The following is a 25,252-nucleotide window of genomic DNA, read 5'->3' as shown; positions in this document are numbered from 1 at the left end:
CAACGTATTGCGCACGGACAAGTACCGTCTGCCACCGTTCGGCCTACTTCTCAGACGGTGAATCCATCACATTTCACAGTACAAAAGCATCTGTCCACAGCTGACCGGTCCGCCCGGACAGGGCGTCGAGCAGCGCCGCGGCCTGGTTGTCGGTGAGCGAGGCGATGAAGTCGACCACCGCCCGGCCACGGGCCAGCGCCCGCACCGCGTCGGGGCCGGACGGCGTCTCGCCCGTCGCCCCTACCAGCACCGACGGGTCCGTCCTGGCCAACGTCGCGTACTCCTCACCCGCCAGCTCGACCAGGTCGTGCAGCCGGCGCGGCAGCCGGTTCGCCTCGTGCCGGTCGGTTACCCACTGCTCCAGCGCCTCGACCAGCGCGGTCAACAGCCTCGCCTGGCCGCGCTGGTGCAGCGCGAGGTCCGGGCGCAGCAGCACGAACCGGCGGTGGACGAACTTCAGCACCTGCACCTCGTGCCACTGCGGCACGGCCAGCACCACGTGCCCCGAGCGGGTCGTCGGCTCCTCGACCACGCCGACCGAGTCCACCAGGCGACGCGTCCACCGGGCGGAGAACCCGGCCACGGCCTGCTCCGCCTCCACCGAACCGTCGAACGGCACCGCCAGCAGACCGTCCACCAGCTCGGCCCGCACCTTGGCCACGGCCTGCGCGAACGCGCCGTCGTCCACCGCCCACGAGTCCTTGGCGTGCAGCCGGCGGCGCAACGCCTCCAGCGAACGGCCCGGTCGGCGTTGCTGGGCGGCCAGGTCGGCGGCGCTCAGCGCGGCCAGCTCCAACGCGTGGTCGAGCCAGGTGTTCAGCTCGGTCGACACGGTGGCGTGCTGCAGGACACCGACCCGGTGGAAGTCCTCCAGGTCGTGGATGGCGTAGGCGATGTCGTCGGCCGTGTCCATGACCGACGCCTCGACCGTCTGCTGCCACGGCTCCAACCGGCCCCTGTAGAACGCACGGGCCTGCTCGACGTCGTCCACCTCGGTGACGTAGGCGGAGAACTTGCTGGAACCGGTGCCCGGCCCGTCGGGCGGCTCGGCGGCACCGCGCGGCGGCGCGGGCAGGTCACGCGGGTGCGGCTTCGGGTACGACAGGCGCGTCCACGGGTACTTCAGCATCGCCGCCCGCACCGCCACGGTCAGGTCCAGCCCGACCGCGGCCGGCCCCCTCACGTCGGTGGTCGTGACGATGCGGAACGACTGCGCGTTGCCCTCGAACCCGTCCGACAACCCGAACCGGTGCCGGGCCAACCGGTCGAGGACCTGCTCACCGAGGTGCCCGAACGGCGGGTGCCCCAGGTCGTGCGCCAGGGACGCGGCCTCCACCACGTCCGGGTCGCAACCGCCGAGCTTCTCCAGCACGGTGGCGACGTCCGCACTGGTGTGCAGGCGCTCGGCGATGGCACGAGCGGCTTGCGCCACTTTCAGGCTGTGCGTGAGGCGGTTGTGCACCAGGAGGCCGGACCCGGTCGAGCTGACGACCTGCGTGACGCCGCCCAGCCTGGCGAAGAACGGCGAACTGGCCACCCGGTCCCGGTCGACCCGGAACGGGCTCGTGGCCAGGTCGGCCTGGACGGTGGCGGTCCCGCCGGAACGGCGCTGCGTCCGGGGGTCGGCGGGGTCGTGGTGCATGGCCGAGAACTTAGTCGCGCGGTTCAGCGGCGTCGACCCGACGCGTGACGCGAAAAAGCCTTCAGGGGCACTCGGGTGGACGAGTGCCCCTGAAGGCGAAGTTATGTTCGGCGGCGTCCTACTCTCCCACACCCTCACGAGTGCAGTACCATCGGCGCTGGAAGGCTTAACTACCGGGTTCGGAATGGGACCGGGTGTTCCCCAACCGCTATGACCACCGAAACACTATGAAATTACCAACCCGTAGGCACCCGACCAGACACTCTCGTGCCCGACCAGATGGTCCGGTTCGGTTCTTTCAGAACCGCACAGTGGATGCGTAGCGTCTTCGTAACAAGTCCTCGGCCTATTAGTACCGGTCAACTCCAGCCGTTACCGACCTTCCATCTCCGGCCTATCAACCCAATAGTCTCTTGGGGGCCTTAACCCACAAAGGGTGGGATACCTCATCTAGGAACAGGCTTCCCGCTTAGATGCTTTCAGCGGTTATCCCTTCCGAACGTAGCCAACCAGCAATGCCCTTGGCAGGACAACTGGCACACCAGAGGTCCGTCCGTCCCGGTCCTCTCGTACTAGGGACAGCCTTCCGCAAGTATCCTACGCGCGCGGCGGATAGGGACCGAACTGTCTCACGACGTTCTAAACCCAGCTCGCGTACCGCTTTAATGGGCGAACAGCCCAACCCTTGGGACCTACTCCAGCCCCAGGATGCGACGAGCCGACATCGAGGTGCCAAACCATGCCGTCGATATGGACTCTTGGGCAAGATCAGCCTGTTATCCCCGGGGTACCTTTTATCCGTTGAGCGACCACGCTTCCACAAGCCATGGCCGGATCACTAGTTCCGACTTTCGTCCCTGCTCGACCCGTCGGTCTCACAGTCAAGCCCCCTTGTGCACTTGCACTCGACACCTGATTGCCAACCAGGCTGAGGGAACCTTTGAGCGCCTCCGTTACCCTTTGGGAGGCAACCGCCCCAGTTAAACTACCCACCAGGCACTGTCCCTGATCCGGATCACGGACCGAGGTTAGACATCCAGTACGACCAGAGTGGTATTTCAACGACGACTCCACCATGACTGGCGTCACAGCTTCACAGTCTCCCACCTATCCTACACAAGCCGAACCGAACACCAATACCAAGCTATAGTAAAGGTCCCGGGGTCTTTCCGTCCTGCCGCGCGTAACGAGCATCTTTACTCGTAATGCAATTTCGCCGGGCCTGTGGTTGAGACAGTCGAGAAGTCGTTACGCCATTCGTGCAGGTCGGAACTTACCCGACAAGGAATTTCGCTACCTTAGGATGGTTATAGTTACCACCGCCGTTTACTGGCGCTTAAGTTCTCAGCTTCGCCCCGAAGAGCTAACCGGTCCCCTTAACGTTCCAGCACCGGGCAGGCGTCAGTCCGTATACATCGTCTTGCGACTTCGCACGGACCTGTGTTTTTAGTAAACAGTCGCTTCTCGCTGGTCTCTGCGGCCGAAAAATCCTAGCCCGCAAGGGGCTTCAAATCCCTCGGCCCCCCTTCTCCCGAAGTTACGGGGGCATTTTGCCGAGTTCCTTAACCACAGTTCGCCCGATCGCCTCGGTATTCTCTACCTGACCACCTGTGTCGGTTTGGGGTACGGGCCGCATGAACACTCACTAGAGGCTTTTCTCGGCAGCATGGGATCACCCTACTTCGCCTCAATCGGCTATGCATCACGTCTCAGGATATATGAGCTGCGGATTTGCCTACAACTCTCCCTACACGCTTACACCAGTACTACCACTCACTGGCGGAGCTACCCTCCTGCGTCACCCCATCGCTTGACTACTACAAGTTCAGGTCCCGCGCTCCACGTAGTCCATCATCCGAAGAATCAGAACAGGCTTCGGGCGGTTAGTATCACAAGGTTCGCCATGGGCGCGTTCACACGGGTACGGGAATATCAACCCGTTGTCCATCGACTACGCCTGTCGGCCTCGCCTTAGGTCCCGACTTACCCTGGGCGGATTAGCCTGGCCCAGGAACCCTTGGTCATCCGGCGGCAGAGTTTCTCACTCTGCTTTCGCTACTCATGCCTGCATTCTCACTCGTCCAGCCTCCACCACTAGGTTCCCCTGCAGCTTCAGTGGCTGAACGACGCTCCCCTACCCATCCAGAGACAAGCTCTGAATGACACGGCTTCGGCGGTGTGCTTAAGCCCCGCTACATTGTCGGCGCAGGACCACTTGACCAGTGAGCTATTACGCACTCTTTAAAGGGTGGCTGCTTCTAAGCCAACCTCCTGGTTGTCTGGGCGACCCCACATCCTTTCCCACTTAGCACACACTTAGGGGCCTTAGCCGGCGTTCTGGGCTGTTTCCCTCTCGACTACGAAGCTTATCCCCCGCAGTCTCACTGCCGCGCTCTCACGTACCGGCATTCGGAGTTTGGTTGATTTCGGTAAGCTTGTGGGCCCCCTAGACCATCCAGTGCTCTACCTCCGGCACGAAACACACGACGCTGCACCTAAATGCATTTCGGGGAGAACCAGCTATCACGGAGTTTGATTGGCCTTTCACCCCTAACCACAGCTCATCCCCCAGGTTTTCAACCCTGGTGGGTTCGGGCCTCCACGCGGTCTTACCCACGCTTCACCCTGGCCATGGCTAGATCACTCCGCTTCGGGTCTAGACCACGCGACTCTGACGCCCTATTCGGACTCGCTTTCGCTACGGCTACCCCACACGGGTTAACCTCGCCACGCAGCACTAACTCGCAGGCTCATTCTTCAAAAGGCACGCCGTCACCCCTAAAGGCTCCGACGGATTGTAGGCACACGGTTTCAGGTACTATTTCACTCCCCTCCCGGGGTACTTTTCACCTTTCCCTCACGGTACTAGTCCGCTATCGGTCACCAGGGAGTATTCAGGCTTAGCGGGTGGTCCCGCCAGATTCACAGCAAATTCCACGAGCTCGCTGCTACTTGGGAACATCACTAGGAGATGTCGGGTTTTCACGTACGGGACTTTCACCCTCTACGGCCACGCTTTCCAGACGCGTTCCGCTAACCACGACATTTTATGACTCCTTGCCAGTCCGGCAGAACTAGCCAGTAAGTCCCACGACCCCGTACACGCAACCCCTGCCGGGTATCACACGAATACGGTTTAGCCTCTTCCGCTTTCGCTCGCCACTACTCACGGAATCACGGTTGTTTTCTCTTCCTGCGGGTACTGAGATGTTTCACTTCCCCGCGTTCCCTCCACATACCCTATGTGTTCAGGTATGGGTGACCCCACATGACTGGGGCCGGGTTTCCCCATTCGGAAATTCTTGGATCTCAGCTCGGTTGACAGCTCCCCAAGACTTATCGCAGTCTCCTACGTCCTTCATCGGCTCCTGGTGCCAAGGCATCCACCGTGTGCCCTTAATAACTTGCCACAAAGATGCTCGCATCCACTGTGCAGTTCTCAAAGAACAACCAGACACCACCTCGCTACTGCCAACGCCTACCCAGTCACCTGAGCGGTTCGAAGGCGGAGGTCGCCCTGTCGTTTCTCGCTGAAAGAGACACTCACGTGTTCCCTCAGGACCCAACAGCGTACCGAACACTAGACCAAGCCCCCACACGACCCTTCCACGCCCCCGAAGGAACAGTACTAACTCGTGCGGCAACAAGACCGAATGCATTAGCCAGCATCCACATCATTGAGCGACCATCCGACGATCGTTCGCCGCCGGCATGGCTCTCCACCGACCACCCGAAGGTGACCGATGAGGAATGCTCCTTAGAAAGGAGGTGATCCAGCCGCACCTTCCGGTACGGCTACCTTGTTACGACTTCGTCCCAATCGCCAGTCCCACCTTCGACCGCTCCCCCCAGCAAGCTGGTTGGGCCACGGGCTTCGGGTGTTACCGACTTTCGTGACGTGACGGGCGGTGTGTACAAGGCCCGGGAACGTATTCACCGCAGCGTTGCTGATCTGCGATTACTAGCGACTCCGACTTCACGGGGTCGAGTTGCAGACCCCGATCCGAACTGAGACCGGCTTTGTGGGATTCGCTCCACCTCACGGCTTAGCAGCCCTCTGTACCGGCCATTGTAGCATGTGTGAAGCCCTGGACATAAGGGGCATGATGACTTGACGTCATCCCCACCTTCCTCCGAGTTGACCCCGGCAGTCTCCCATGAGTCCCCGCCATTACGCGCTGGCAACATGGAACGAGGGTTGCGCTCGTTGCGGGACTTAACCCAACATCTCACGACACGAGCTGACGACAGCCATGCACCACCTGTACACCAGTCCGAAGAGGCCTACATCTCTGCAGGTTTCCGGTGCATGTCAAGCCCAGGTAAGGTTCTTCGCGTTGCATCGAATTAATCCACATGCTCCGCCGCTTGTGCGGGCCCCCGTCAATTCCTTTGAGTTTTAGCCTTGCGGCCGTACTCCCCAGGCGGGGTGCTTAATGCGTTAGCTGCGGCACGGAGGACGTGGAAGTCCCCCACACCTAGCACCCACCGTTTACGGCGTGGACTACCAGGGTATCTAATCCTGTTCGCTCCCCACGCTTTCGCTCCTCAGCGTCAGTATCGGCCCAGAGACCCGCCTTCGCCACCGGTGTTCCTCCTGATATCTGCGCATTTCACCGCTACACCAGGAATTCCAGTCTCCCCTGCCGAACTCAAGTCTGCCCGTATCGACTGCAGGCTCCACGTTAAGCGTGAAGTTTTCACAGCCGACGCAACAAACCGCCTACGAGCTCTTTACGCCCAATAATTCCGGACAACGCTCGCACCCTACGTATTACCGCGGCTGCTGGCACGTAGTTAGCCGGTGCTTCTTCTGCAGGTACCGTCACTTGCGCTTCGTCCCTGCTGAAAGAGGTTTACAACCCGAAGGCCGTCATCCCTCACGCGGCGTCGCTGCATCAGGCTTTCGCCCATTGTGCAATATTCCCCACTGCTGCCTCCCGTAGGAGTCTGGGCCGTGTCTCAGTCCCAGTGTGGCCGGTCACCCTCTCAGGCCGGCTACCCGTCGTCGCCTTGGTAGGCCATTACCCCACCAACAAGCTGATAGGCCGCGGGTCCATCCTGTACCGCCGGAACTTTCCACCCACCACCATGCGGAGGCAGGTCATATCCGGTATTAGACCTAGTTTCCCAGGCTTATCCCAGAGTACAGGGCAGGTTACCCACGTGTTACTCACCCGTTCGCCGCTCGTGTACCCCGAAGGGCCTTACCGCTCGACTTGCATGTGTTAAGCACGCCGCCAGCGTTCGTCCTGAGCCAGGATCAAACTCTCCAATAAGGAATGAGTTCGATCGCTCCGAACAACACTGACAAGTAATGTCAGTTGTCCAGTAACAATCTCAAAGGAAACCTCTTGACGAGGTTCATAAATTTACTGGCTATTCGGCACGCTGTTGAGTTCTCAAAGAACACGCGCTCACCATCTTGTCCCGCGTCTTACCGCGGTTCATTCCGGGGCTTTGTGTTTCGTTCTGGTTGAAGCTTAGCTCGTTCGTTTTCGCGGTGTCAAATCGGCCGGTTTCGGCTTCTCGGCTCCGCGATGAACTCGCTTCGCATTCACTTTGTCTTACCGTCCGGAGCCGAGGCAGCACGCTGTGCTGCTGATTCTGTCCCGGGGGCTTGTGTTCGCCGCGCTCCGTTCCGGTCTCTCTCCGGCCCGTTCCGCGCTGGCAGAGAGAAAGTTACACCCCGGCCCACGTGGAGACAAATCGGGGGGTCACTTACGGCGTCTCCGCAGCTAGGCGTGGTGCGCTCCTCCGGGACAGTGGATGCTGTGCCGGTGCAGCTCTCCCCTCGGCTCGGCCGGTACGCGGTCCACGTCGTCGTGGTCGCGGCTTGCTACTACGCGGGTGCCCGGGTCGGTCTCCTCCAGGCCCTGGTCAACGACCAGGTGACGCCGTTGTGGCCGCCGACCGGTGTCGCGGTGCTCGCGCTGCTGCTGGGCGGGCAGAGGATGTGGCCGGGCGTCGCGCTGGGCGCGTTCGCGACCAACTCGACGCTGGCCGATCTCGGCGCCACGTTCCTCATCACGGCCGGCAACACGCTCGCACCGGTGGTCGCCTACCTGTTGCTGAAGAGAGCCGGCTTCCGGCCGGAGATGGATCGCACGCGGGACGCGCTCGCCCTGGTGTTGTTGGGCGGGTTCGTGGGCATGGCGGTCAGCGCCACGATCGGCTCGGGCACGTTGCTGGCGACGGGCGTGATCGACGGTTCGCTGTTCTGGTCCACGTGGACGGTGTGGTGGACCGGTGACGCGCTGGGCGTGTTGGTGTTCGTGCCGATCGTGCTGGCACTGCGCCCCCTGCGCCTGCGCGACCACCCCGTGCGCCGGTGGGTGGAGGCGGTCGCGCTGGTGGTGAGCACGGCGGTGGTCATGGCGGTGGCGAGCACGCACGACCTCCGGCTGATGTACTTGGTGTTCCCTTTCCTGATCTGGGCGGCGCTGCGCTTCCAGCACCTGGGCACGGCACCGTGCGCGTTGATCGCGACGACCCTCGCCGCACGGGGTGCGGCGCGCGCCACGGGCCCGTTCGCGGATTTGGACCTGGTGGTGCGGATGGTGACGTTGCAGGCGTTCAACAGCACGGCGGTGTTGACGGCGCTCTTGCTGTCGGCGGTGATCGCGGAGCGCAACGCGGCGCGGGCGGCGATCGAGCGCACCGTGGCGCAGCTCTCGGACGTGGTCGCGCGGTACCAACCGCTGGCACTCGGCGACCTGCTGCCCAAGCCCCCGGAGAAGCGTTGATGGACGTGGTGGTGGTCGGCGGCGGGCCGGCCGGGCGGGCGTTGGCTCGGGCGTGCGCGGCGCGTGGTCTCGGCACGACGGTGGTCGACCCGAACCCGGCGCGTCCGTGGCGGGCGACGTACGCGGCGTGGGCGGACGAGTTGCCGGACGACGCGCCGGTCGCGGTGAGCACGTCGAGGGCGCGTGCGGTGACGACGGCGGAGCACCTGATCCCGAGGGGTTACGCCGTGCTGGACAACGAAGGGCTGCGGCGGCTCCCGGACGAGGTGCGGGTGGTCGCGGGTCGGGTGGTCGACCGCACGACCACGTCGGTGACGTTGGCCGGCGGGCGGGTGCTGACCGGGCGGGTGGTGGACGCGAGCGGCGCGCTGGGTGGTCGCGCGGCGCAGACGGCGGTGGGGGTGGTGGTGCCCGCTGCGTCGGCGACGCCGTTCGTCGGACCGGACGAGGCGTTGATCATGGATTGGCGCAAGCCGCCCGCGGCGGCGACGAGCGACCCGACGTTCCTCTACGCGATCCCGGTGTCGGCCGACGAGGTGTTGTTGGAGGAGACGTCCTTGGCCCGCCGGCCGGGTCTGCCGTTGGCCGAGCTGCGGCTCCGGCTGCACGCGCGCTTGGCCGCGTGGGACATCGCGGTGCCGGAGGGCGAGGAGAGGGTGCGCATCCCGTTGGACGGGCAGGCGCGGGACGGGGCGTTCGGCGCGGCGGCGGGGTGGGTGCACCCGGCGACCGGGTACAGCGTGGCGGTGGCGTTGCGGCGGGCGTCGGTGGTGGCGGACGCGCTCGCGCACGGCCGGGAGGTGGAGAGGTCGGCGGCGGAACGGGCGGTGCGCGCGTTGCGGCTGAGAGGTCTGGCGGCGTTGCTCGCGTTGCCGCCGGACGAAGTCCCGGAATTCTTCAACAGCTTTTTCGAATTGTCCGCCACTCATCAACGCGCCTACCTCGGCGGGCCCGATGACCTGCGCGGCACCGTCCAGGCGATGCTCCGGCTGTTCGGCTCGGTGCCGTGGGTTATGCGCGGTCGGCTGGCATTCCCTGTGCAATCGGCCAAAAGTGCGAGAACACTCGGTTAACGGTCTCGGCAAAAGAAGATCGACCGGGCACGATCGACCGCGTGCCCGCCTTGCTGGATGACGTTCGCTTCGCCTTCCAGCCGTTGTTCAACCTCCACACCGGAGGGGTCGTGGCGGTTGAAGCGCTGGCCCGACCGCACGACGGCACCGTGCAGGACCTGCTGCGGATGGCGTTCCGCGCCGGGTACCTGGCCAACACCGACGTGGCGCTCGCGTGCCGCGCGATCCGGCACGCGGCCGACCACGGCCTGGGCGTGCCGCTGCACGTCAACCTGCTCGCGCTGACCATCGCGGACAAGCCCGAGCTGATGGCCCCGCTGTACGGGGCGCTGCGCGACGTCGGACGCGGCCCGGCCGACCTGGTGGTCGAGGTCGGCACGCCGTACTCGCGCGCGCCGCGCCGGCTGCTGGTCAAGGGCATCGAGCGGCTGCGGCAGGACGGGTTCCGGATCGGGCTGGACGGCGTGGGCGAGGGTGACTCGCCGTTGTCGCTGCTGGCCGAGGTGCGGCCCGACGTGGTCAAGCTGGACCGCGAGGTGGTGGTGGCGCTGCCCACCGACGCCGCCCGGTACGCGACGGTGCAGGCGTTGCAGCACCTGTGCGAGCACACGGGCACGCAGGTCGTGGCCGAGGGTGTGGAGACGGAGGCGGAGCTGGCCGCGTTGCGTCGGCTCGGCGTGCGGCTCGCGCAGGGCAACCTGCTGGCGAGCCCCCAGCGGCGGCCGAAGGTGGACGCGACGATCGCGGCGGTGTTGAGCGAGGTCAACGACCCGGAGGCGGTCACGAGCACGATGACCGGGCCGTTGCGCCGCAAGGCGGGGCCGAGGGTGACCGACTTCCTGCACCCGGCGACCACGCTGCCCGACTCGGCGACGTCCGAGGAGGTGCGGGACGTGCTGGCGAACCAGCCGACGGTCAGCGGCGTGGTGCTCGTGGACGGCGAGGGCAGGCCGCGGTGGACGGTGGACCGCAACCGGTTCCTGCTGGCGGTGACGGGGCCGTTCGGGCACGCGCTGCACGCCAAGCGGGAGGCGGCGCGGTTGGCGGACCGGCCGAAGCTGATCGGGGCCGAGTCGAGCGCGTTGGAGCTGCTGGACGTCGTCGCGCACGCCAACCGGGAACGCACCAACGACGACCTGGTGGTCGTGGACGACGACGACCGCTGCCTGGGCGTGGTGCGGGTCGCGGACGTGGTGCGCGGGGTGGCGGAGATGAAGGTGGAGCAGGCGGCGGCGCTGAGCCCGTTGACGCGGCTGCCGGGCAGCGACTCGATCGCGCGCGAGGTGGACCGGCGCATCCTGGGCGGCGAGCTGTTCGCGGTGGCGTGGCTGGACGTGGACGCGTTCAAGCGGGTGAACGACTCGGTGGGGTTCGCGGCGGGTGACGACCTGATCCGGGCGATCGGGCGGGCGCTGACCGACGGCGCGGCGGCGTACCCCGGTGTGCAGGTGGGTCACGTCGGCGGCGACGACTTCCTGGTGGTGGCCGGGTTGAACGAGATCGTGCCGTTCGCCGCGGGTGTGCTGGACGCGCCGTTCGAGGCGGAGGGTCGTGGGGTGACGTTGTCGTTGGCGACGTTGATCTGCGCGGCCGGGTCGGTGGGGTCCTACCGCGAGGTGTCGCGGTTGCTCGCGCCGTTGAAGGAGCACGCGAAGTCGCTGCGCGGCACGAGCTGGGTGCTGGGGCGGCCGGGCAGCGACCACGTGGACGTACTGCGCGGCGGTCCGCATCTGGCGGTAAGTTAGGAAAGTTCACCGCAAAGCCGCATGTGCGGCCCGTTTGGTTACTCATAGCATCAGGCGGACTACCCAGCGTCGGGAGGTCCCTGGTGAGCGAGGTTACCGCCCTACCACTTCCGCGAGCCGTCTCGGACCTGCCGCTGTCGGTGGGGGTCGAGGAGGAGTTCCTGCTGGTCGACACGGACACCGGGGTGCTGGTGCCGCTGGCGGGCGCGGTGCTGGGCGGTGTCCGTTCCGCGCTGGACCTCCAGCAGGAAATGACGCTGTACCAGGTGGAGAGCGCCACCGGGGTGTGCCTGAGCATGTCCGAGGTGCGGGAGCAGCTCGTGGCGGCGCGGCGGGCGCTGGCGGCGTTGGCCGGTCCGCACGGCGCGCGGATCGTGGCGACCGGGACGCCGGTGCTCGGGGGCGTGCGGCCGCCACCGCTGGCCGAGGCCGACCGCTACCGCACGATCGCCGCCGAGTACGGGTCGCTGATCGACGGGCTGACCATCTGCGGGTGCCACGTGCACATCGGCATCCCGGACGAGGACACCGGGGTGCTGATCAGCAACCACCTGCGGGAGTGGCTGCCGGTGCTGTTGGCGATCAGCGCGAACTCGCCGTTCACGGACGGCCGCGACTCGGGGTACGCGAGCTGGCGCTACCTGGCGTGGAGCCCGTGGCCGTCGGCGGGCGCGCCGCCGTGGTTCGAGTCGGCGGAGGACTACCACCGGTGCGCGGGGGTGCTGCGCACGGGCGGGGCGGCGTTGGACCCGGCGATGGTCTATTGGGACGTGCGGTTGTCGGCGCGTCACCCGACCGTGGAGCTGCGGGTGTGCGACGTGGCGGCGACCGTGGACGAGGCCGTGGTGCTGGCGGCCCTGGTGCGGGCCATCGCGGTGACGGCGCTGGCCGGTGCGCCCGCGCAGCGCGTGCCCGACCTGCTGCTGCGGACGGCGTTGTGGCGGGCGGCGCGGGACGGGTTGGACGGCGCGGGTATCGAGCCGCGCAGCGGACGGCTGGTGCCGGCGGCGGACATGGCGCGGGCGTTGGTGGACTGGACCCGGCCGGCGCTGCGGGCGGCCGGGGACGAGGACCTGGTGGTCGACGGCGTCGACCGGGTGCTGGTGGACGGCACGGGCGCGGTGCGGCAGCGGCGGGCGTTCCGGCGGCGCGGTTCCCTGGCGGACGTGGTGCGCATGCTGGCGGCGCAGACCTGAGGTGTGGGCCCGGTGGTCGGGGGCACCCCTGTCGTACGCCCCTGTCGTACGCGAACGAAGGAGGTTCGGCATGACCACCGCACGGGAGATCATGAACTCCGGTGTCGAGTGCATCAAGGAGGACCAGAGCCTGCTCGACGCCGCGAGGATGATGCGTGACCTGGGCGTGGGCTCGTTGCCGATCTGCGGCAAGGACGACAAGCTGCACGGCATCATCACCGACCGCGACATCGTGCTGCGCTGCGTGGCCGACGGTCGTGACCCCGCGTCCATGAAGGCCGGTGACATGTCCGGTCACCTGCACTGGGTCCAGGCGGACGACGACCTGTCGCACGTGCTGCGGACGATGGAGGACAACCAGATCCGCCGGCTCCCGGTGATCGAGGACCACCGCCTGGTCGGCATGGTGTCGGAGGCGGATCTCGCCCGTCACCTGAGCGAGTCGCAGATCGCGGAGTTCGTGGAGCGCGTCTACGCCCGGTGACGGTCCGCGGTCGAAGCGGATCGGCGGAACGGGTCGGAAACGCGAAGAGCGTCCCCGCCGGACTGGCGGGGACGCTCTTCGCGTCGACGGGTGTTCCGGGTCAGACCGTGAACCCGAGCGCGCGCAGCTGCTCGCGGCCGTCGTCCGTGATCTTCTCCGGACCCCACGGCGGCATCCACACCCAGTTGATGCGGAAGTCGTCGACGATCCCGCCGCCACCACCGCCGACCAGCGCGGACCGGGTCTGGTCCTCGATGACGTCGGTCAGCGGGCACGCGGCCGACGTCAGGGTCATGTCGATGAGCGCGACGTTCTCCTCGTCCACCCGGATGTCGTAGACCAGGCCCAGGTCCACGACGTTGATGCCCAGCTCGGGGTCGACGACGTCGCGCATGGCCTCCTCGACGTCGTCCACCGCGGCCACTTCGGCCTTCGGCGCGGGCGGTTCGGGCATGCCCTCGATGCCGCGCACCACGTCCTCTTCGGCGGTCATGCCTTTGCTCCCTCGCTGCGTGCCACCGCGTCCTTGAACGCCATCCAGCCCAGCAGCGCGCACTTCACGCGCGCCGGGTACTTCGCCACGCCCGCGAACGCGATGCCGTCCTCCAGGACGTCCTCGTCGGGCTCCACCTGGCCGCGGCCCTGCATCAGCTCGACGAACGCGTCCATCTTCTCGAACGCCTCGCCCAGCGGCCGGCCCACCACCAGGTCGGTCAGCACCGAGGTGGACGCCTGGCTGATGGAACAGCCCTGCCCGTCGTACGACACGTCGCGCACGGTGTCGCCGTCCAGGGACACCCGCAACGTCACCTCGTCGCCGCACGTGGGGTTGATCTGGTGCGACTCGGCGTCGTACGGGTCGCGCAGGCCGCGGCCGTGCGGGTTCTTGTAGTGGTCCAGGATGATCTCCTGGTACATCTGCTGCAGCTGCATCAAGCCCACCCGGAAGTCATCGAACGCCGAAGAACGTCTGCGCCTCGCGGACGGCGTCGACCAGGGCGGTCACCTCGTCCAGCGTGTTGTACAGGTAGAAGCTGGCCCGCACGGTCGCGGCGGCGTCCATCCGCCGGTGCAGGGGCCACGCGCAGTGGTGGCCGACGCGCACCGCGACACCCAGGCTGTCGAGCACCTGTCCGGCGTCGTGGGCGTGGATGCCCTCCACCACGAACGACACCGCGCCGCCCCGGTCCACCGCGTCCAGGGGGCCGACGATCCGCACGCCCGGGATGGCGGACAGGCCGCGCAGCGCCGCCTCGGTGAGCTGGTGCTCGTGCGCGGCGACGCGGTCCATGCCGATGGCGTTGAGGTAGTCGACCGCCGCGCCCAGCGCCACCGCCTGCGACGTCATGGGCACGCCCGCCTCGAACCGCGCGGGCGGCGGGGCGAAGGTCGACTTCGCCATCTGGACCATCTCGATCATCGACCCGCCGGTGAGGAACGGCGGCAGCGCCTCCAGCAGCTCGCGGCGTCCGTAGAGCACGCCGATGCCGGACGGGCCGAGCATCTTGTGGCCGCTGAACACCGCGAAGTCCACGCCGAGCGCCTTGAAGTCGACCGGGCCGTGCGGCACGGACTGGCACGCGTCCAGGACCGTCAGGGCGCCGACCTCACGGGCGGCGTCCGCGAGCACGCGCACCGGGTTGACGGTGCCGAGCACGTTGGACTGGTGGGTGAACGCGACGACCTTCGTCCTTGGGTTGATCAGCTCGTCGAGGTCCGACAGGTCCAGCCGGCCCTCGTCGGTGACGCCGAACCAGCGCAGCGTGGCGCCGGTGCGGGCGGCGAGCTGCTGCCACGGCACGAGGTTCGCGTGGTGCTCCATCTCGGTCACGACGATCTCGTCGCCGGGACCGACGCGGAACCGCTCGGCCTCGGGACCGGCGGTGGCCGCGTTGCCCATCGCGTACGCGACGAGGTTCACGCCCTCGGTCGCGTTCTTGGTGAACACGATCTCGCCGTAGTCGACCCCGACGAAGTCGGCGATCTTCTGCCGCGCGCCCTCGTAGGCGTCGGTGGCTTCCTCGGCCAGTTGGTGCGCCCCGCGGTGCACCGCGGCGTTGGCGGTCTCCAGGAAGGCGCGCTCGGCGTCGAGGACCTGCCTCGGCCGTTGCGAGGTGGCGCCGGAGTCCAGGTAGACCAGCCGCTTGCCCTCCCGCACGGTGCGGCCCAGGATCGGGAAGTCCGCTCGGACGCCGACGACGTCCAGTGGCGTGGCGGTGGTGGTCACTGCTCCGACGCCTCCTCTCGATACGTGTTCACGGACGGTTGCACGACAGGTGCAACGTCAGCCGATGCTGGCGGCTTCCTGCTTCCCGATGTACTTCACGTAACCCTCGGCCTCGAGCTTGTCGGCCAGCTCCGGGCCGCCGGACTCGGCGATGCGGCCCGCGGCGAAGACGTGCACGAAGTCGGGCGAGATGTACTTCAGGATCCGGGTGTAGTGCGTGATCAGCATCACGCCGACCTCGCCGGACTCCTTGTACCGGTTCACGCCCTCGGACACCACGCGCAGCGCGTCGACGTCCAGGCCGGAGTCGGTCTCGTCCAGGATCGCGATCTTCGGCTTGAGCAGGCCGAGCTGCAGGATCTCGTGCCGCTTCTTCTCACCGCCGGAGAAGCCCTCGTTGACCGAGCGCTCCGCGAAGGCCGGGTCGATGTCCAGGTCGGACATCGCCTCCTTGACCTCCTTGACCCAGTGGCGCAGCTTCGGCGCCTCGCCGCGCACGGCGGTGGCGGCGGTGCGCAGGAAGTTCGACATCGAGACGCCGGGCACCTCGACCGGGTACTGCATGGCGAGGAACAGGCCGGCGCGGGCGCGCTCGTCCACGGTCATCTCCAGCACGTCCTCGCCGTCCAGCAGCACGCTGCCGGAGGTGATCTCGTACTTGGGGTGCCCCGCGATGGCGTAGGACAGGGTGGACTTGCCCGAGCCGTTGGGACCCATGATCGCGTGGGTCTCGCCTGCCTTGATGGTCAGGTCGACGCCCTTGAGGATCTCCTTGGCACCGTCCTCGGTGTTGACCGAGACGTGCAGGTCCTTGATCTCCAGAGTGGCCATTGGTGCTTCGTTCTCCTGGTGTTGCGAGCGGAAGTCAGTTCGTGGTGGTGGCGACGTCCACGTAGACGTCACCACCGCGGAGCTCGACGGCGAACACGTCGACCGGCTCGGTGGCGGGCGGCGAGGACGGGCGGCCGGTGCGCAGGTCGAAGCACGACCCGTGCAGCCAGCACTCCACGCCCTTGCGCGTCACCTCGCCCTCGCTGAGCGCGACCTCGGCGTGCGAGCACAGGTCGCGCAGCGCGTGCACGGCGTCGCCGTCGCGGACGAGCACGACCGGGGTGCACTCGTCGCCGACCTCGAACGCCGCGGGCTTGCGGTCGTCGAGGTCGGTCAGCGAGCACACCCTGATCACGCGCCCACCGCTTCGAGCTCCGCCTCGATGGCGGCTTCCAGGCGCTCGCGCACCTCGGGGACACCGATCTTGAGCAGGATCTCGTGGAAGAAGCCGCGCACGACCAGCCGGCGCGCCTGCTCCTCCGGGATGCCGCGGGCCTGCAGGTAGAACAGCTGCTCGTCGTCGAACCGGCCGGTGGCGCTGGCGTGGCCCGCGCCCTCGATCTCGCCGGTCTCGATCTCCAGGTTCGGCACCGAGTCGGCGCGCGCGCCGTCGGTGAGCACCAGGTTGCGGTTGAGCTCGAAGGTCTCGGTGCCCTCGGCCGCGGCGCGGATCAGCACGTCGCCGATCCACACGGTGTGCGCGTCCTCGCCCTGCAACGCGCCCTTGTAGACCACGTTGCTGCGGCAGTTGGACACCGCGTGGTCGATGAAGGTGCGATGCTCCAGGTGCTGGCCCGCGTCGGCGAAGTACAAACCGAGCAGCTCGGCGTCGCCGCCGCGCCCGGTGTAGGTGACCACCGGGGTGAGGCGGACGAGGTTGCCGCCGAGGGTGATGACGGTGTGCTTGAACGTGGCGTCACGGCCCAGCTTGGCGTGGTGCGCGGAGACGTGCACCGCGTCGTCGGCCCAGTCCTGGACGGCGACCACGGTCAGGTGCGCGCCGTCGCCGACGACGAACTCGACGTTGTCGGCGTACGCGCCGGAGCCGCGGTGGTCGATGACGACGACGGCCTCGGCGAACGGCTTGGCGTGCACGTGCAGGTGGCCGTAGGCGACCTGGCCCTCGCCGGCGCCGGTCACGGTGATCGTGGTCGGCCCGGACTTCGCGTCACCCGGCAGGGTGACGACGGTGGCCTCGGTGAACGACGACCAGGCCTGGGCGGCGATGCGGTCACCGGGGGTGCCCGCGGTGCCCAGCCGCTCGTCGCCGCGCGCCGCGGTCTCGACCGCGACGCCCTCGGCGGCATCGACCTCGACGGTCGCCGTGCCGGTCGCCTCGGCGCCGTGGTGCAGGTTCGCCAGGCGCTTCATGGGGGTGAAGCGCCAGATCTCCTCGCGACCGCCGGGCACCTCGAACGCGTTCACGTCGAACGACGTGAAGTGGTCCGCGCGGGAGGACACCGGGGCACCCGCACCGTGCGAGTGGGCCGTCAGGCCGTGTTGCTGTTGTTCGGTGGTGACGGCCATGTCAGCCGACGGCCCCTTCCATCTGCAGCTCGATCAGGCGGTTCAGCTCGAGGGCGTACTCCATCGGCAGCTCGCGCGCGATGGGCTCGACGAACCCGCGCACGATCATCGCCATGGCCTCGTCCTCGTTGAGACCGCGGGACATCAGGTAGAACAGCTGGTCCTCGGAGACCTTCGAGACCGTGGCCTCGTGGCCCATCGACACGTCGTCCTCGCGGACGTCGACGTACGGGTAGGTGTCCGAGCGGCTGATGTTGTCCACCAGCAGCGCGTCGCACTTGACCGTCGACTTCGAGTGGTGCGCCCGCTTGTTGACCTGCACGAGGCCGCGGTAGGAGGTGCGGCCGCCGCCGCGCGCCACCGACTTCGACACGATCGTGGACGACGTGTGCGGCGCCATGTGGACCATCTTCGCGCCCGCGTCCTGGTGCTGGCCCTCGCCCGCGAACGCGATCGAGAGGACCTCGCCCTTGGCGTGCTCGCCCATCAGGAACACGGCCGGGTACTTCATGGTGACCTTGGAGCCGATGTTGCCGTCGATCCACTCCATGGTCGCGCCCTCTTCGGCCTTCGCGCGCTTGGTGACCAGGTTGTAGACGTTGTTCGACCAGTTCTGGATGGTCGTGTAGCGGCAGCGACCACCCTTCTTGACGATGATCTCCACGACGGCGGAGTGCAGCGAGTCCGACGAGTAGATCGGCGCGGTGCAACCCTCGACGTAGTGCACGTAGGCGCCCTCGTCGACGATGATCAGCGTGCGCTCGAACTGGCCCATGTTCTCGGTGTTGATCCGGAAGTAGGCCTGCAGCGGGATGTCGACGTGGACACCCTTCGGCACGTAGATGAACGAGCCGCCCGACCACACCGCGGAGTTCAGCGCGGAGAACTTGTTGTCACCCGACGGGATGACGGAGCCGAAGTACTCCTTGAACAGCTCCGGGTGCTCGCGCAGACCGGTGTCCGTGTCGAGGAAGATGACGCCCTGCTCCTCGAGGTCCTCGCGGATCTTGTGGTAGACGACCTCGGACTCGTACTGGGCCGCGACGCCGGACACCAGGCGCTGCTTCTCCGCCTCCGGGATGCCGAGGCGGTCGTAGGTGTTCTTGATCTCGTCGGGCAGGTCGTCCCAGGTCGCCGCCTGCTTCTCGGTCGACCGGACGAAGTACTTGATGTTGTCGAAGTCGATGCCCGACAGGTCCGAACCCCAGGTGGGCATCGGCTTGCGGTCGAACAGGCGCAGCGCCTTCAGCCGGAAGTCCAGCATCCACTCGGGCTCGTTCTTCTTCGCCGAGATGTCCCGAACGACTTCCTCGTTCAGGCCCCGGCGAGCGCTCGCGCCTGCCACGTCCGAGTCGGCCCAGCCGAACTCGTAGTTGCCGATGCTCGCCAGGGTCTCTTCCTGGGTGAGCGGGGCTGTGGTGGTGCGCTGCTCGGCAGCGGCAGTCATGCGGGCTCCCCTCCATCTGGGATCCGGGGTGTGTTCGGGATGTGCGTCGTGCACACGGCATCGCCGCGGGCGATGGTGGCCAGGCGCTGGACGTGCGTGCCGAGCAGGTCGGCGAACGCCGCCGTCTCGGTCTCGCACAGCTGCGGGAACTCCGCCGCTACGTGCGCCACCGGGCACAGGTGCTGGCAGAGCTGCTCGCCCGCCCCCACGTGGCGCGCCGAGGCAGCGTAGCCCTCCCTGGTCAGGGCCACCGCGAGGGCCTTGGCCCGGTCCGCGGCGTCGGGCTGGGTGACGATGGCCGCGCGGTGCCGGTCGACGAAGGCGGACACCCGTCGTTCGGCGAAGGCCCGTACCGCCTCCTCCCCGCCCTGTTCGGCGAGGAACCTCAGCGCGGCCACGGCGAGGTCGTCGTAGGCGTGCCCGAAGCGGGCCCGCCCCTGCTCGGTCAGCAGGAAGAGTTTGGCCGGGCGACCCCGGCCGCGCTGACCCCGGCGCGGGGCCTCCCTGCTGGTCGCCTCGCCGTCGGCCACCAGCGCGTCGATGTGCCGGCGCACCGCCGTGGGGCTCAGGCCGAGCTGTTCCGCGACCGAGGCCGCGGTCACCGGGCCCTGCTCCAGGAGGAGCCGTGCGACGGCGTGCCGGGTCCGGCCGTCGTGCCCGGACGGCACAGCGGTCGGTTCGATCCCGGCGTTTTTCACAACACCAGTGTTGCGTATTTCGCGGGCGGTCGCAAAGATCGGCCCTCGTCGGGTGACCCGAGTCACGCGAGGGGCCCGGTCGCTACCCTTCGGACGTGGCGGCGGGCGGAATGGTGATGGCGAACCGGAGCGGGATCGGCGAGGCAGCACCCCTCGACGCCCCCGAACGGCGGCAGCTCGACGTGATCCGCCGCTGGGGCACCGTCGGCGCGCTGCTGATGGCGGTCGGTTCCCTCGGGTCCGGGGCCGCGCCCGTGTTCAGCCCGTTGCCGGGGACGCCGCTGCTGGGGCTGTTCGTGCGGATGCCCAGCGCGTCCATGGGCGCGGTGTGGACCGGCATGTTCCTCATCGTGTCGGCGTGGCTGTGGCTGGGCCGGTTCGCCCGGCCGGGCCGACCCCGGCTGGTGACGCGCAGCCAGCTCGACCGCACGCTGCTGATGTGGATCACGCCGCTGGTGTTCGTGCTGCCGATGTTCAGCCGTGACGTCTACAGCTACCTGGCGCAGTCGCAGATCGCGGCCAACGGGCAGGACCCGTACGAGCTCGGCCCGGCCACGGCGCTGGGCGTGGAGCACGACCTGACCAAGAACGTGCCGAACATCTGGCGCGAGACGCCCGCGCCGTACGGGCCGCTGTTCCTGGCCGCCGGGCGGGTCATCTCCATGGTGACCGGCGACAGCGTGCTGCCGGGCATCTTCCTGCACCGGCTGCTGGGGCTGCTGGGCCTGGCGATGATCGTGTGGGCGCTGCCGCGGCTGGCGCGGCGGTTCGGCGTGCCGCCGGTGAGCGCGCTGTGGCTGGGCGCGGCGAACCCGCTGGTGCTGTTCCACCTGGTCGTGGGCGTGCACAACGAGGGCTTGGCGATCGGCCTGATGCTGGTCGGGCTGGAACTGGCGTTGCGGAAGATGCCGGTGACGCCCGGTGCGCCGACGACGCGTGAAGAGCTGCTGTGGATCGTGCTCGGGGCGACCATGATCACGATGGGCGCGGCGGTGAAGATCCCGGCCGCGCTGGCGCTCGGGTTCCTCGGCGTGATGATCGCGCGGCGGTGGGGCGGCCGGTTCTCCGACCTGGTGCGGGCGGCGCTGTTGTTGCTGGTCATCTCGGGTGTGGTGATGGTCGGGACGTGCGTGGGCACCGGGCTGGGGTTCGGCTGGGTGGAGACGCTGAACGTCGCCGGCACGGTGAAGAGCTGGATGTCCCCGCCGACCGCGATGGGGTTCATGGGCGGCGGGCTGGGGCTGCTGCTCGGGCTGGGCAACCACACCGAGTCGGTGATCGTGCTGATGCGGATCGTGACGCAGGCCGTGTCGGTGGTGATCGTGGCGACGCTGCTGTGGAAGGCGTTCCGGGGCCGGATCAAGGCCATGAACGGCCTGGGGGCGGGCTTGGGCGCGGTGCTGGTGCTCGGGCCCGTGCTGCAGCCGTGGTACGTGCTGTGGGCCGCGTTGCCGCTGGCCACGGCCGTGCTGGCGCGTCGCTTCCGGGTCTTCGCCACCACCGCGAGCGCCGTGATCGCGGTCATCCTGCCGCCGACGGGATCGGCGTTCGACGGGCGCGCCTACATCGTGCCGCAGGCCGTGACGGCCGCCCTGATCGCGTTCGGCGTGTGCCTCTTCGTCGCCCGCAAGCAGGTCATCCCCCTGATCAGACGCGACCCCCTCCCCGGCTCCGCCTGACCCGAGAGTCGAACCTCCAGGTCCCGCGTGTCGAACGCTCAGGACCTGCGAATTCAACGCTCGCGGCCGCCTGGCCGAACGCGAACGCAGAACTCGGGGGTCCTGGAGGTTCGACACGCGGGACCTGGACGTTCGACTCTCGCGGGTGTAACCGGGAGGCGGCGGTGGGCGAGGTAGGGGGTGCGGGAGGATCGGGGCCGCGGGGAGGAGGGTGTGATGGTGGACGTGCCCAGGGAGCAGATCCGGTTCGCCGTCGTGCTCAACGGCGGGGTCAGCCTCGCCGTGTGGATGGGCGGTGTGGTGCTCGAGCTCGACCGGCTGACCAGGGGTGACGGCCCGTACGCGGACCTGCTGGACATGGTCGGCAGCACGGCCCGCGCCGACGTCATCACGGGCACGTCGGCCGGCGGCATCAACGGGGCCGCGCTGGCGTTGTCCCAGGTCAACGCGAACGCCCGGCTGGAACGGCTGCGCGACCTGTGGGCCGAGCAGGGGCGCATGGAACAGCTGCTGCGCACGCCGTTCCGCGGCCAACCCGTGTCGCTGCTGCGCGGTGACGAGTTCTTCCTGCCCCGGCTCCAGGAAGCCCTCGAACGCCTGACCACCGACTTCACCCCGCAGGAGGACCGACCGGTCGACCTGCGCATCACCACGACGCTGCTCGCGGGCGTGCCCACGGTCCACCACGACGACCTCGGCCAGACCCTCGTGCAGGCCACCCACCAGGGCAGCTTCTCGTTCCGCCGCGACCCCGACGGCCGGGACGACTTCGCCGCCGAACGCCTCCCGACGCTGGTCAGCCGGTTGGCGCTGGCCGCCCGCTCGTCCGCGTCCTTCCCGTTCGCGTTCGAGCCGTCGTTCATCCCGGTCGCACCCGGCGCGCCCGACGGCGACAAGCCGAACATGGCCGACGTCGCCTCCTGGGCCAACGACACCGACAACCGGTCCCGCTACGCCGTCGACGGCGGCGTCCTGGTCAACACGCCCACCAAGGAGGCGTTGGAGGCCATCGACCGGATGCCCGCCGAAGGCCCCGTGCGGCGGGTGATGCTGCTGGTGTTCCCGCACGCCCCCGAGGCGGTCGTGGAGCCGGTGGCCCCGGTGGACGGCGCGCTGCCCAGCACCATGGCCACCGGCGGCAAGCTGCTCGGCGCGTTGACCAGCCAGAGCGGCCGCACCTACGTCGACCGCATCGAGGAGCACAACCGCAACGCCGCCTCACGCCGCGGCGGGCGCAACGCCCTGCTGGACCGGCTGGCGTCGGGCGGCTCGGTCACGGAGAAGCTGTACGCGCTGGCGGAGACCCTGCACGACCACTACGAGGACGTGCGCATCCGGCACGCCGCCCGCGACGTCACGACCCGCCAGTTCGAGGTGCCGGGCGCCAACACCGCCGGCTGGACGTTCGAACGGGTCCGCGCGGCCGCCGAAGCCGCCCAGCGCGAGTACCGCGCGCAGCACGGCAAGCTGCCGTACGTGCCGACCGTGCCGCAGCCGGCCGCGCTGCCCGACCACGGCTGGCCGTGGGGCATCACGATGGCCGAACGGCTCGCGTCCGCCGCGATGGAAGTGCTCAAACGCCTGGTGTGGGTGATGCCGGACGCCCAGCGGCTCGCGATGGCGCGCACGAACCTGTTCGACGTGCGGGCGAAGCTGCGCGCCGCCCGGGTCGAGCTGGACGAGCACTGGACCACCGGCCGCGCGGAGGAGCTGGACCAGGAGTACTGGGAACGGCGGGTCCGCCGGTTCGCGGCGAAGATGCTGGACGAGCCGGACGGCGTCGGCCGGCGGGTGCGGGAGCAGGTGGACCGGATCGCGGGCGTCCTCGGTGACGCGCACGACATCCTCGACCGGCTGGACGACGAGCAGTTGCGGGTCGGCGAGCTGCGGTCGTGGCACCGGCTGCTGACCGAGCCGCGCACCGACGCCGAGGCCGGGGCGGGGCTGGTGGCGGGCGACCTGCTGCTGTCCCGGGCGCTGGCCCTGGAGGTCGCCACGACGTGCCTGGCCGACGACACCCGCGGCGGCTTGGACCAAGCCGTGGAGCTGGTGCAGATCAGCCTGCAGACGCGCAACGCGTTCGCCGAGTACAGCGTCACCGCCGAGGACAAGGCCGGTGGGGCGTCGCTGAACCGGTTCTCCGGGTTCCTCAAGCGGTCCTGGCGGGTCAACGACTGGATCTGGGGCAGGCTCGACGGCGCGACCATGCTGTGCAAGGTGGTGTTCGACCCGAAGCGGTTGCTGCGGGTGGACCGGCTCACCGGCGGTGGCGGCGACCCGGTCGCCCGGGCCGCGGCGAAGGTCGACGAGCTGGTGCTGGCGTTGTTCGGCGACGGCGTGCCGGACGAGCTGGTGCCGTACGTGCGGCGGGCGAAGGACGAGCTGGGCGCGGTCTACGCGAACCCCGACGGCGACCACCCGCCGACGTGCGCGGCGCTGGCCGAGCTGGCCGCGTGGGGCCTGCACACCCGGATCATCTGCGAGGAGCTGCCCGCGTTGCGCGCGGCGATCCTGGCCGACCGGCACGAGGGCGCGGACCGGCGTTCGCGCGGCGAGCTGTTCCTGGAGGAGCAGGCGGCACTGCTGTCCCGGCTGCCCGTGCGGACGGACGCGGAACGGGTCGAGGTGGGCGTGCGGGGGCTGAGCGCGTTCGACCGGGCGGGCATCGGGCGTGAGCCGCTGGTGCAGGAGGCGAGCAGCGACCAGGTGATCCGCACGGCGGCGACGGCCGCGGCGGTGGCGATCACCGTGGCCGACAGCGACAACTCCGGGCTGGGCACGGCGAAACCGCTGACCAGGACGTTGCGCGGGGCGGCGCTGCTGCCGTACTGGACGATCACCGGGCTGACCAGGGGTGGGCGGCTGGCGCAGTTCCTGGGGTTGCTCGGGTTCGCGTTGGGCGGGGCGCTGCTGGTGCTGTCGCTGTTCGACCTGCTGCCGCCGTGGGCGGTCGGTCCGGCGGCGGCGTTCGGCGGCGGCACGCTGCTGGCCGCGTTCGGCTACGCGGCGCTGCGGTCGGGCACGCTGCTGCACGGGCTGGTGCTGCTGTCGCCGGTGATCCCGCTGGTGACGGTGGCGATCGACCGGACCCGGGACGCGTTGGCGTCCGGGCAGACCGGCGACCAGGCCGTGACGGGCATGGTGGCGGTCGGCGGCGTGCTGCTGGTCGTGGTGGGGTTGCTGGTCATCGGCAGCCTGCCCGCGCCGGTGGGCACGCCGCTGGCCGTGCTGGGGAAGGTGCGGTTGAAGCCGCGGCTGCTGGTGCGGGTGCTGGTGGCGGCGGCGATCGTGGCCGGTGTGTGGGCCGTGGTGCGGTACCGGCTGTACGACCTGAGCCCGGCGCCGGTGGTGATCGGGACGGTCGTCGCGATCGTGTTCGGCGGGGTGACGTCGTACGTCCTGGGCAGCTCGCTGCGGCGGTGGCGGCAGGTGGACGGGGTGTGGGACACGGAGGCCGCCGAGCCGCCCGCGTCCGCGACCGCCGGGTGGGCCGCGGTGTACGGGTCCGCGCTGTTGGTCATCGCCGCGGTGGTGCAGGTGTTCTCGTTGCGGTTCACCGGGTGGGAGGCGGTGCTGGGCACGGCGTTGGCGTTCGGGCTGGTGCTGCTGCTGGTGACGACGTGGTGGGTGCCGTTGCGGGCTCGGCGGACCATCGCGACGTCGTTGGTGGAGCAGCTGTCCATCCTGGACTTCGACCCCGACGACGTGGCCGCCGTGCTGCTGAAGCGGCTGGAGGGCCACGGGATGCTGTTCAAGTTCCTCACCGACCTGGACGACTCCGGCCGCCCCCGCCTGACCACCACCGGCCACCGCGTCGCGCACCGCGCCGCCCACCGCTCCACCACCGGCTCCGACCTCGACTAACCCGAGTGTCGAACGCTCGGGACCCGAGTGTCGAACGCTCGGGACCCCCGAGTTCTACGTTCAGGACCCGGCGGTGGTGTCCTGAACGTTGAA

The 25,252-nt window shown here is 68.5% G+C and carries 16 protein-coding genes and 3 rRNA genes; 7 read left to right on the top strand and 12 right to left on the bottom strand.

Annotated features, from left to right (window positions below):
- Positions 1 to 73: 73 nt before the first annotated feature.
- The 4 genes from FHX81_RS33210 to FHX81_RS33195 form a co-directional block, all read right to left on the bottom strand.
- On the bottom strand, positions 74 to 1,642 hold the full coding sequence (locus tag FHX81_RS33210) for a deoxyguanosinetriphosphate triphosphohydrolase family protein (RefSeq protein WP_141982475.1): 1,569 nt from the start codon (positions 1,640 to 1,642) through the stop codon (positions 74 to 76).
- A 105-nt stretch (positions 1,643 to 1,747) separates the two neighbouring features.
- Positions 1,748 to 1,864: ribosomal RNA gene (gene rrf, locus FHX81_RS33205) — 5S ribosomal RNA — on the bottom strand.
- A gap of 107 nt (positions 1,865 to 1,971) precedes the next feature.
- Positions 1,972 to 5,052 (bottom strand): 23S ribosomal RNA (locus FHX81_RS33200).
- Between the two features lie 351 nt (positions 5,053 to 5,403).
- Positions 5,404 to 6,921 (bottom strand): 16S ribosomal RNA (locus tag FHX81_RS33195).
- Together the 16S, 23S and 5S rRNA genes form the textbook arrangement of a ribosomal RNA operon.
- Positions 6,922 to 7,422: 501 nt before the next feature.
- Here FHX81_RS33195 and FHX81_RS33190 point away from each other — a divergent pair.
- The 5 genes from FHX81_RS33190 (at position 7,423) to FHX81_RS33170 (ending at position 12,886) form a co-directional block, all read left to right on the top strand.
- Complete coding sequence (locus FHX81_RS33190) at positions 7,423 to 8,388, top strand: MASE1 domain-containing protein (protein ID WP_246108092.1); 966 nt, start codon at positions 7,423 to 7,425, stop codon at positions 8,386 to 8,388.
- Positions 8,388 to 9,461 carry a lycopene cyclase family protein gene (locus tag FHX81_RS33185; protein WP_211363625.1) on the top strand — a complete coding sequence of 358 codons (1,074 nt, stop codon included), beginning with the start codon at positions 8,388 to 8,390 and terminating at the stop codon, positions 9,459 to 9,461. Before FHX81_RS33190 ends, FHX81_RS33185 begins: the two co-directional genes overlap by 1 nt.
- A gap of 41 nt (positions 9,462 to 9,502) precedes the next feature.
- Positions 9,503 to 11,206 carry a GGDEF domain-containing protein gene (locus FHX81_RS33180; protein WP_141982472.1) on the top strand — a complete coding sequence of 568 codons (1,704 nt, stop codon included), beginning with the start codon at positions 9,503 to 9,505 and terminating at the stop codon, positions 11,204 to 11,206.
- An 83-nt stretch (positions 11,207 to 11,289) separates the two neighbouring features.
- Positions 11,290 to 12,402: a carboxylate-amine ligase gene (locus tag FHX81_RS33175; RefSeq protein WP_141982471.1), complete on the top strand. Its 1,113-nt coding sequence runs from the start codon at positions 11,290 to 11,292 to the stop codon at positions 12,400 to 12,402.
- Between the two features lie 70 nt (positions 12,403 to 12,472).
- Positions 12,473 to 12,886, top strand: coding sequence for a CBS domain-containing protein (locus tag FHX81_RS33170; protein WP_141982470.1), 414 nt, complete (start codon positions 12,473 to 12,475; stop codon positions 12,884 to 12,886).
- A 100-nt stretch (positions 12,887 to 12,986) separates the two neighbouring features.
- Here the strand turns inward: FHX81_RS33170 and FHX81_RS33165 are convergent, their stop codons facing one another.
- The 8 genes from FHX81_RS33165 to FHX81_RS33130 are packed head-to-tail and all read right to left on the bottom strand — an operon-like array spanning position 12,987 to position 19,616.
- A complete protein-coding gene (locus tag FHX81_RS33165) occupies positions 12,987 to 13,379 on the bottom strand; it encodes a metal-sulfur cluster assembly factor (RefSeq protein WP_141982469.1) in 393 nt (130 codons plus the stop codon).
- Positions 13,376 to 13,819 (bottom strand): Fe-S cluster assembly sulfur transfer protein SufU, encoded by a 444-nt coding sequence (sufU, locus tag FHX81_RS33160; protein ID WP_141982468.1) that lies wholly within the window; start codon positions 13,817 to 13,819, stop codon positions 13,376 to 13,378. Before sufU ends, FHX81_RS33165 begins: the two co-directional genes overlap by 4 nt.
- Positions 13,820 to 13,835: 16 nt before the next feature.
- Positions 13,836 to 15,113 (bottom strand): cysteine desulfurase, encoded by a 1,278-nt coding sequence (locus FHX81_RS33155; protein WP_141982467.1) that lies wholly within the window; start codon positions 15,111 to 15,113, stop codon positions 13,836 to 13,838.
- Between the two features lie 57 nt (positions 15,114 to 15,170).
- On the bottom strand, positions 15,171 to 15,944 hold the full coding sequence (sufC, locus tag FHX81_RS33150) for a Fe-S cluster assembly ATPase SufC (RefSeq protein WP_141982466.1): 774 nt from the start codon (positions 15,942 to 15,944) through the stop codon (positions 15,171 to 15,173).
- A 34-nt stretch (positions 15,945 to 15,978) separates the two neighbouring features.
- On the bottom strand, positions 15,979 to 16,299 hold the full coding sequence (locus tag FHX81_RS33145; RefSeq protein ID WP_141982465.1) for a non-heme iron oxygenase ferredoxin subunit: 321 nt from the start codon (positions 16,297 to 16,299) through the stop codon (positions 15,979 to 15,981).
- Complete coding sequence (gene sufD / locus FHX81_RS33140) at positions 16,296 to 17,471, bottom strand: Fe-S cluster assembly protein SufD (protein WP_141982464.1); 1,176 nt, start codon at positions 17,469 to 17,471, stop codon at positions 16,296 to 16,298. The genes FHX81_RS33145 and sufD overlap by 4 nt, the downstream gene beginning before the upstream one ends.
- A gap of 1 nt (position 17,472) precedes the next feature.
- The gene (gene sufB, locus FHX81_RS33135) at positions 17,473 to 18,918 is read right to left on the bottom strand and encodes a Fe-S cluster assembly protein SufB (protein WP_141982463.1); all 1,446 of its coding nucleotides are present in this window, start codon (positions 18,916 to 18,918) and stop codon (positions 17,473 to 17,475) included.
- Positions 18,915 to 19,616, bottom strand: coding sequence for a helix-turn-helix transcriptional regulator (locus FHX81_RS33130; RefSeq protein WP_141982462.1), 702 nt, complete (start codon positions 19,614 to 19,616; stop codon positions 18,915 to 18,917). The genes sufB and FHX81_RS33130 overlap by 4 nt, the downstream gene beginning before the upstream one ends.
- Positions 19,617 to 19,711: 95 nt before the next feature.
- Between FHX81_RS33130 and mptB the strand changes: the two genes are divergently transcribed.
- Positions 19,712 to 21,295 carry a polyprenol phosphomannose-dependent alpha 1,6 mannosyltransferase MptB gene (gene mptB, locus FHX81_RS33125; RefSeq protein WP_141982461.1) on the top strand — a complete coding sequence of 528 codons (1,584 nt, stop codon included), beginning with the start codon at positions 19,712 to 19,714 and terminating at the stop codon, positions 21,293 to 21,295.
- 216 nt (positions 21,296 to 21,511) lie between these two features.
- Positions 21,512 to 25,159 (top strand): patatin-like protein, encoded by a 3,648-nt coding sequence (locus FHX81_RS33120; RefSeq protein WP_141982460.1) that lies wholly within the window; start codon positions 21,512 to 21,514, stop codon positions 25,157 to 25,159.
- Positions 25,160 to 25,252: the final 93 nt, after the last annotated feature.

This window comes from Saccharothrix saharensis, from assembly GCF_006716745.1.
GTDB lineage: Bacteria > Actinomycetota > Actinomycetes > Mycobacteriales > Pseudonocardiaceae > Actinosynnema > Actinosynnema saharense.
Note: the sequence above shows the minus strand (reverse complement) of the source record. Positions and strands in the feature narration are given on the sequence as shown.

Excerpts from the sequence above, each read along its gene's own strand:
- FHX81_RS33120 (WP_141982460.1), top strand. The coding sequence starts at position 21,512 with ATGGTGGACGTGCCCAGGGAGCAGATCCGGTTCGCCGTCGTGCTCAAC.
- sufC (WP_141982466.1), bottom strand. The coding sequence starts at position 15,944 with ATGGCCACTCTGGAGATCAAGGACCTGCACGTCTCGGTCAACACCGAG.
- sufB (WP_141982463.1), bottom strand. The coding sequence starts at position 18,918 with ATGACTGCCGCTGCCGAGCAGCGCACCACCACAGCCCCGCTCACCCAG.
- FHX81_RS33210 (WP_141982475.1), bottom strand. The coding sequence starts at position 1,642 with ATGCACCACGACCCCGCCGACCCCCGGACGCAGCGCCGTTCCGGCGGG.
- sufD (WP_141982464.1), bottom strand. The coding sequence starts at position 17,471 with ATGGCCGTCACCACCGAACAACAGCAACACGGCCTGACGGCCCACTCG.
- FHX81_RS33165 (WP_141982469.1), bottom strand. The coding sequence starts at position 13,379 with ATGACCGCCGAAGAGGACGTGGTGCGCGGCATCGAGGGCATGCCCGAA.
- FHX81_RS33170 (WP_141982470.1), top strand. The coding sequence starts at position 12,473 with ATGACCACCGCACGGGAGATCATGAACTCCGGTGTCGAGTGCATCAAG.
- sufU (WP_141982468.1), bottom strand. The coding sequence starts at position 13,819 with ATGCAGCTGCAGCAGATGTACCAGGAGATCATCCTGGACCACTACAAG.
- FHX81_RS33185 (WP_211363625.1), top strand. The coding sequence starts at position 8,388 with ATGGACGTGGTGGTGGTCGGCGGCGGGCCGGCCGGGCGGGCGTTGGCT.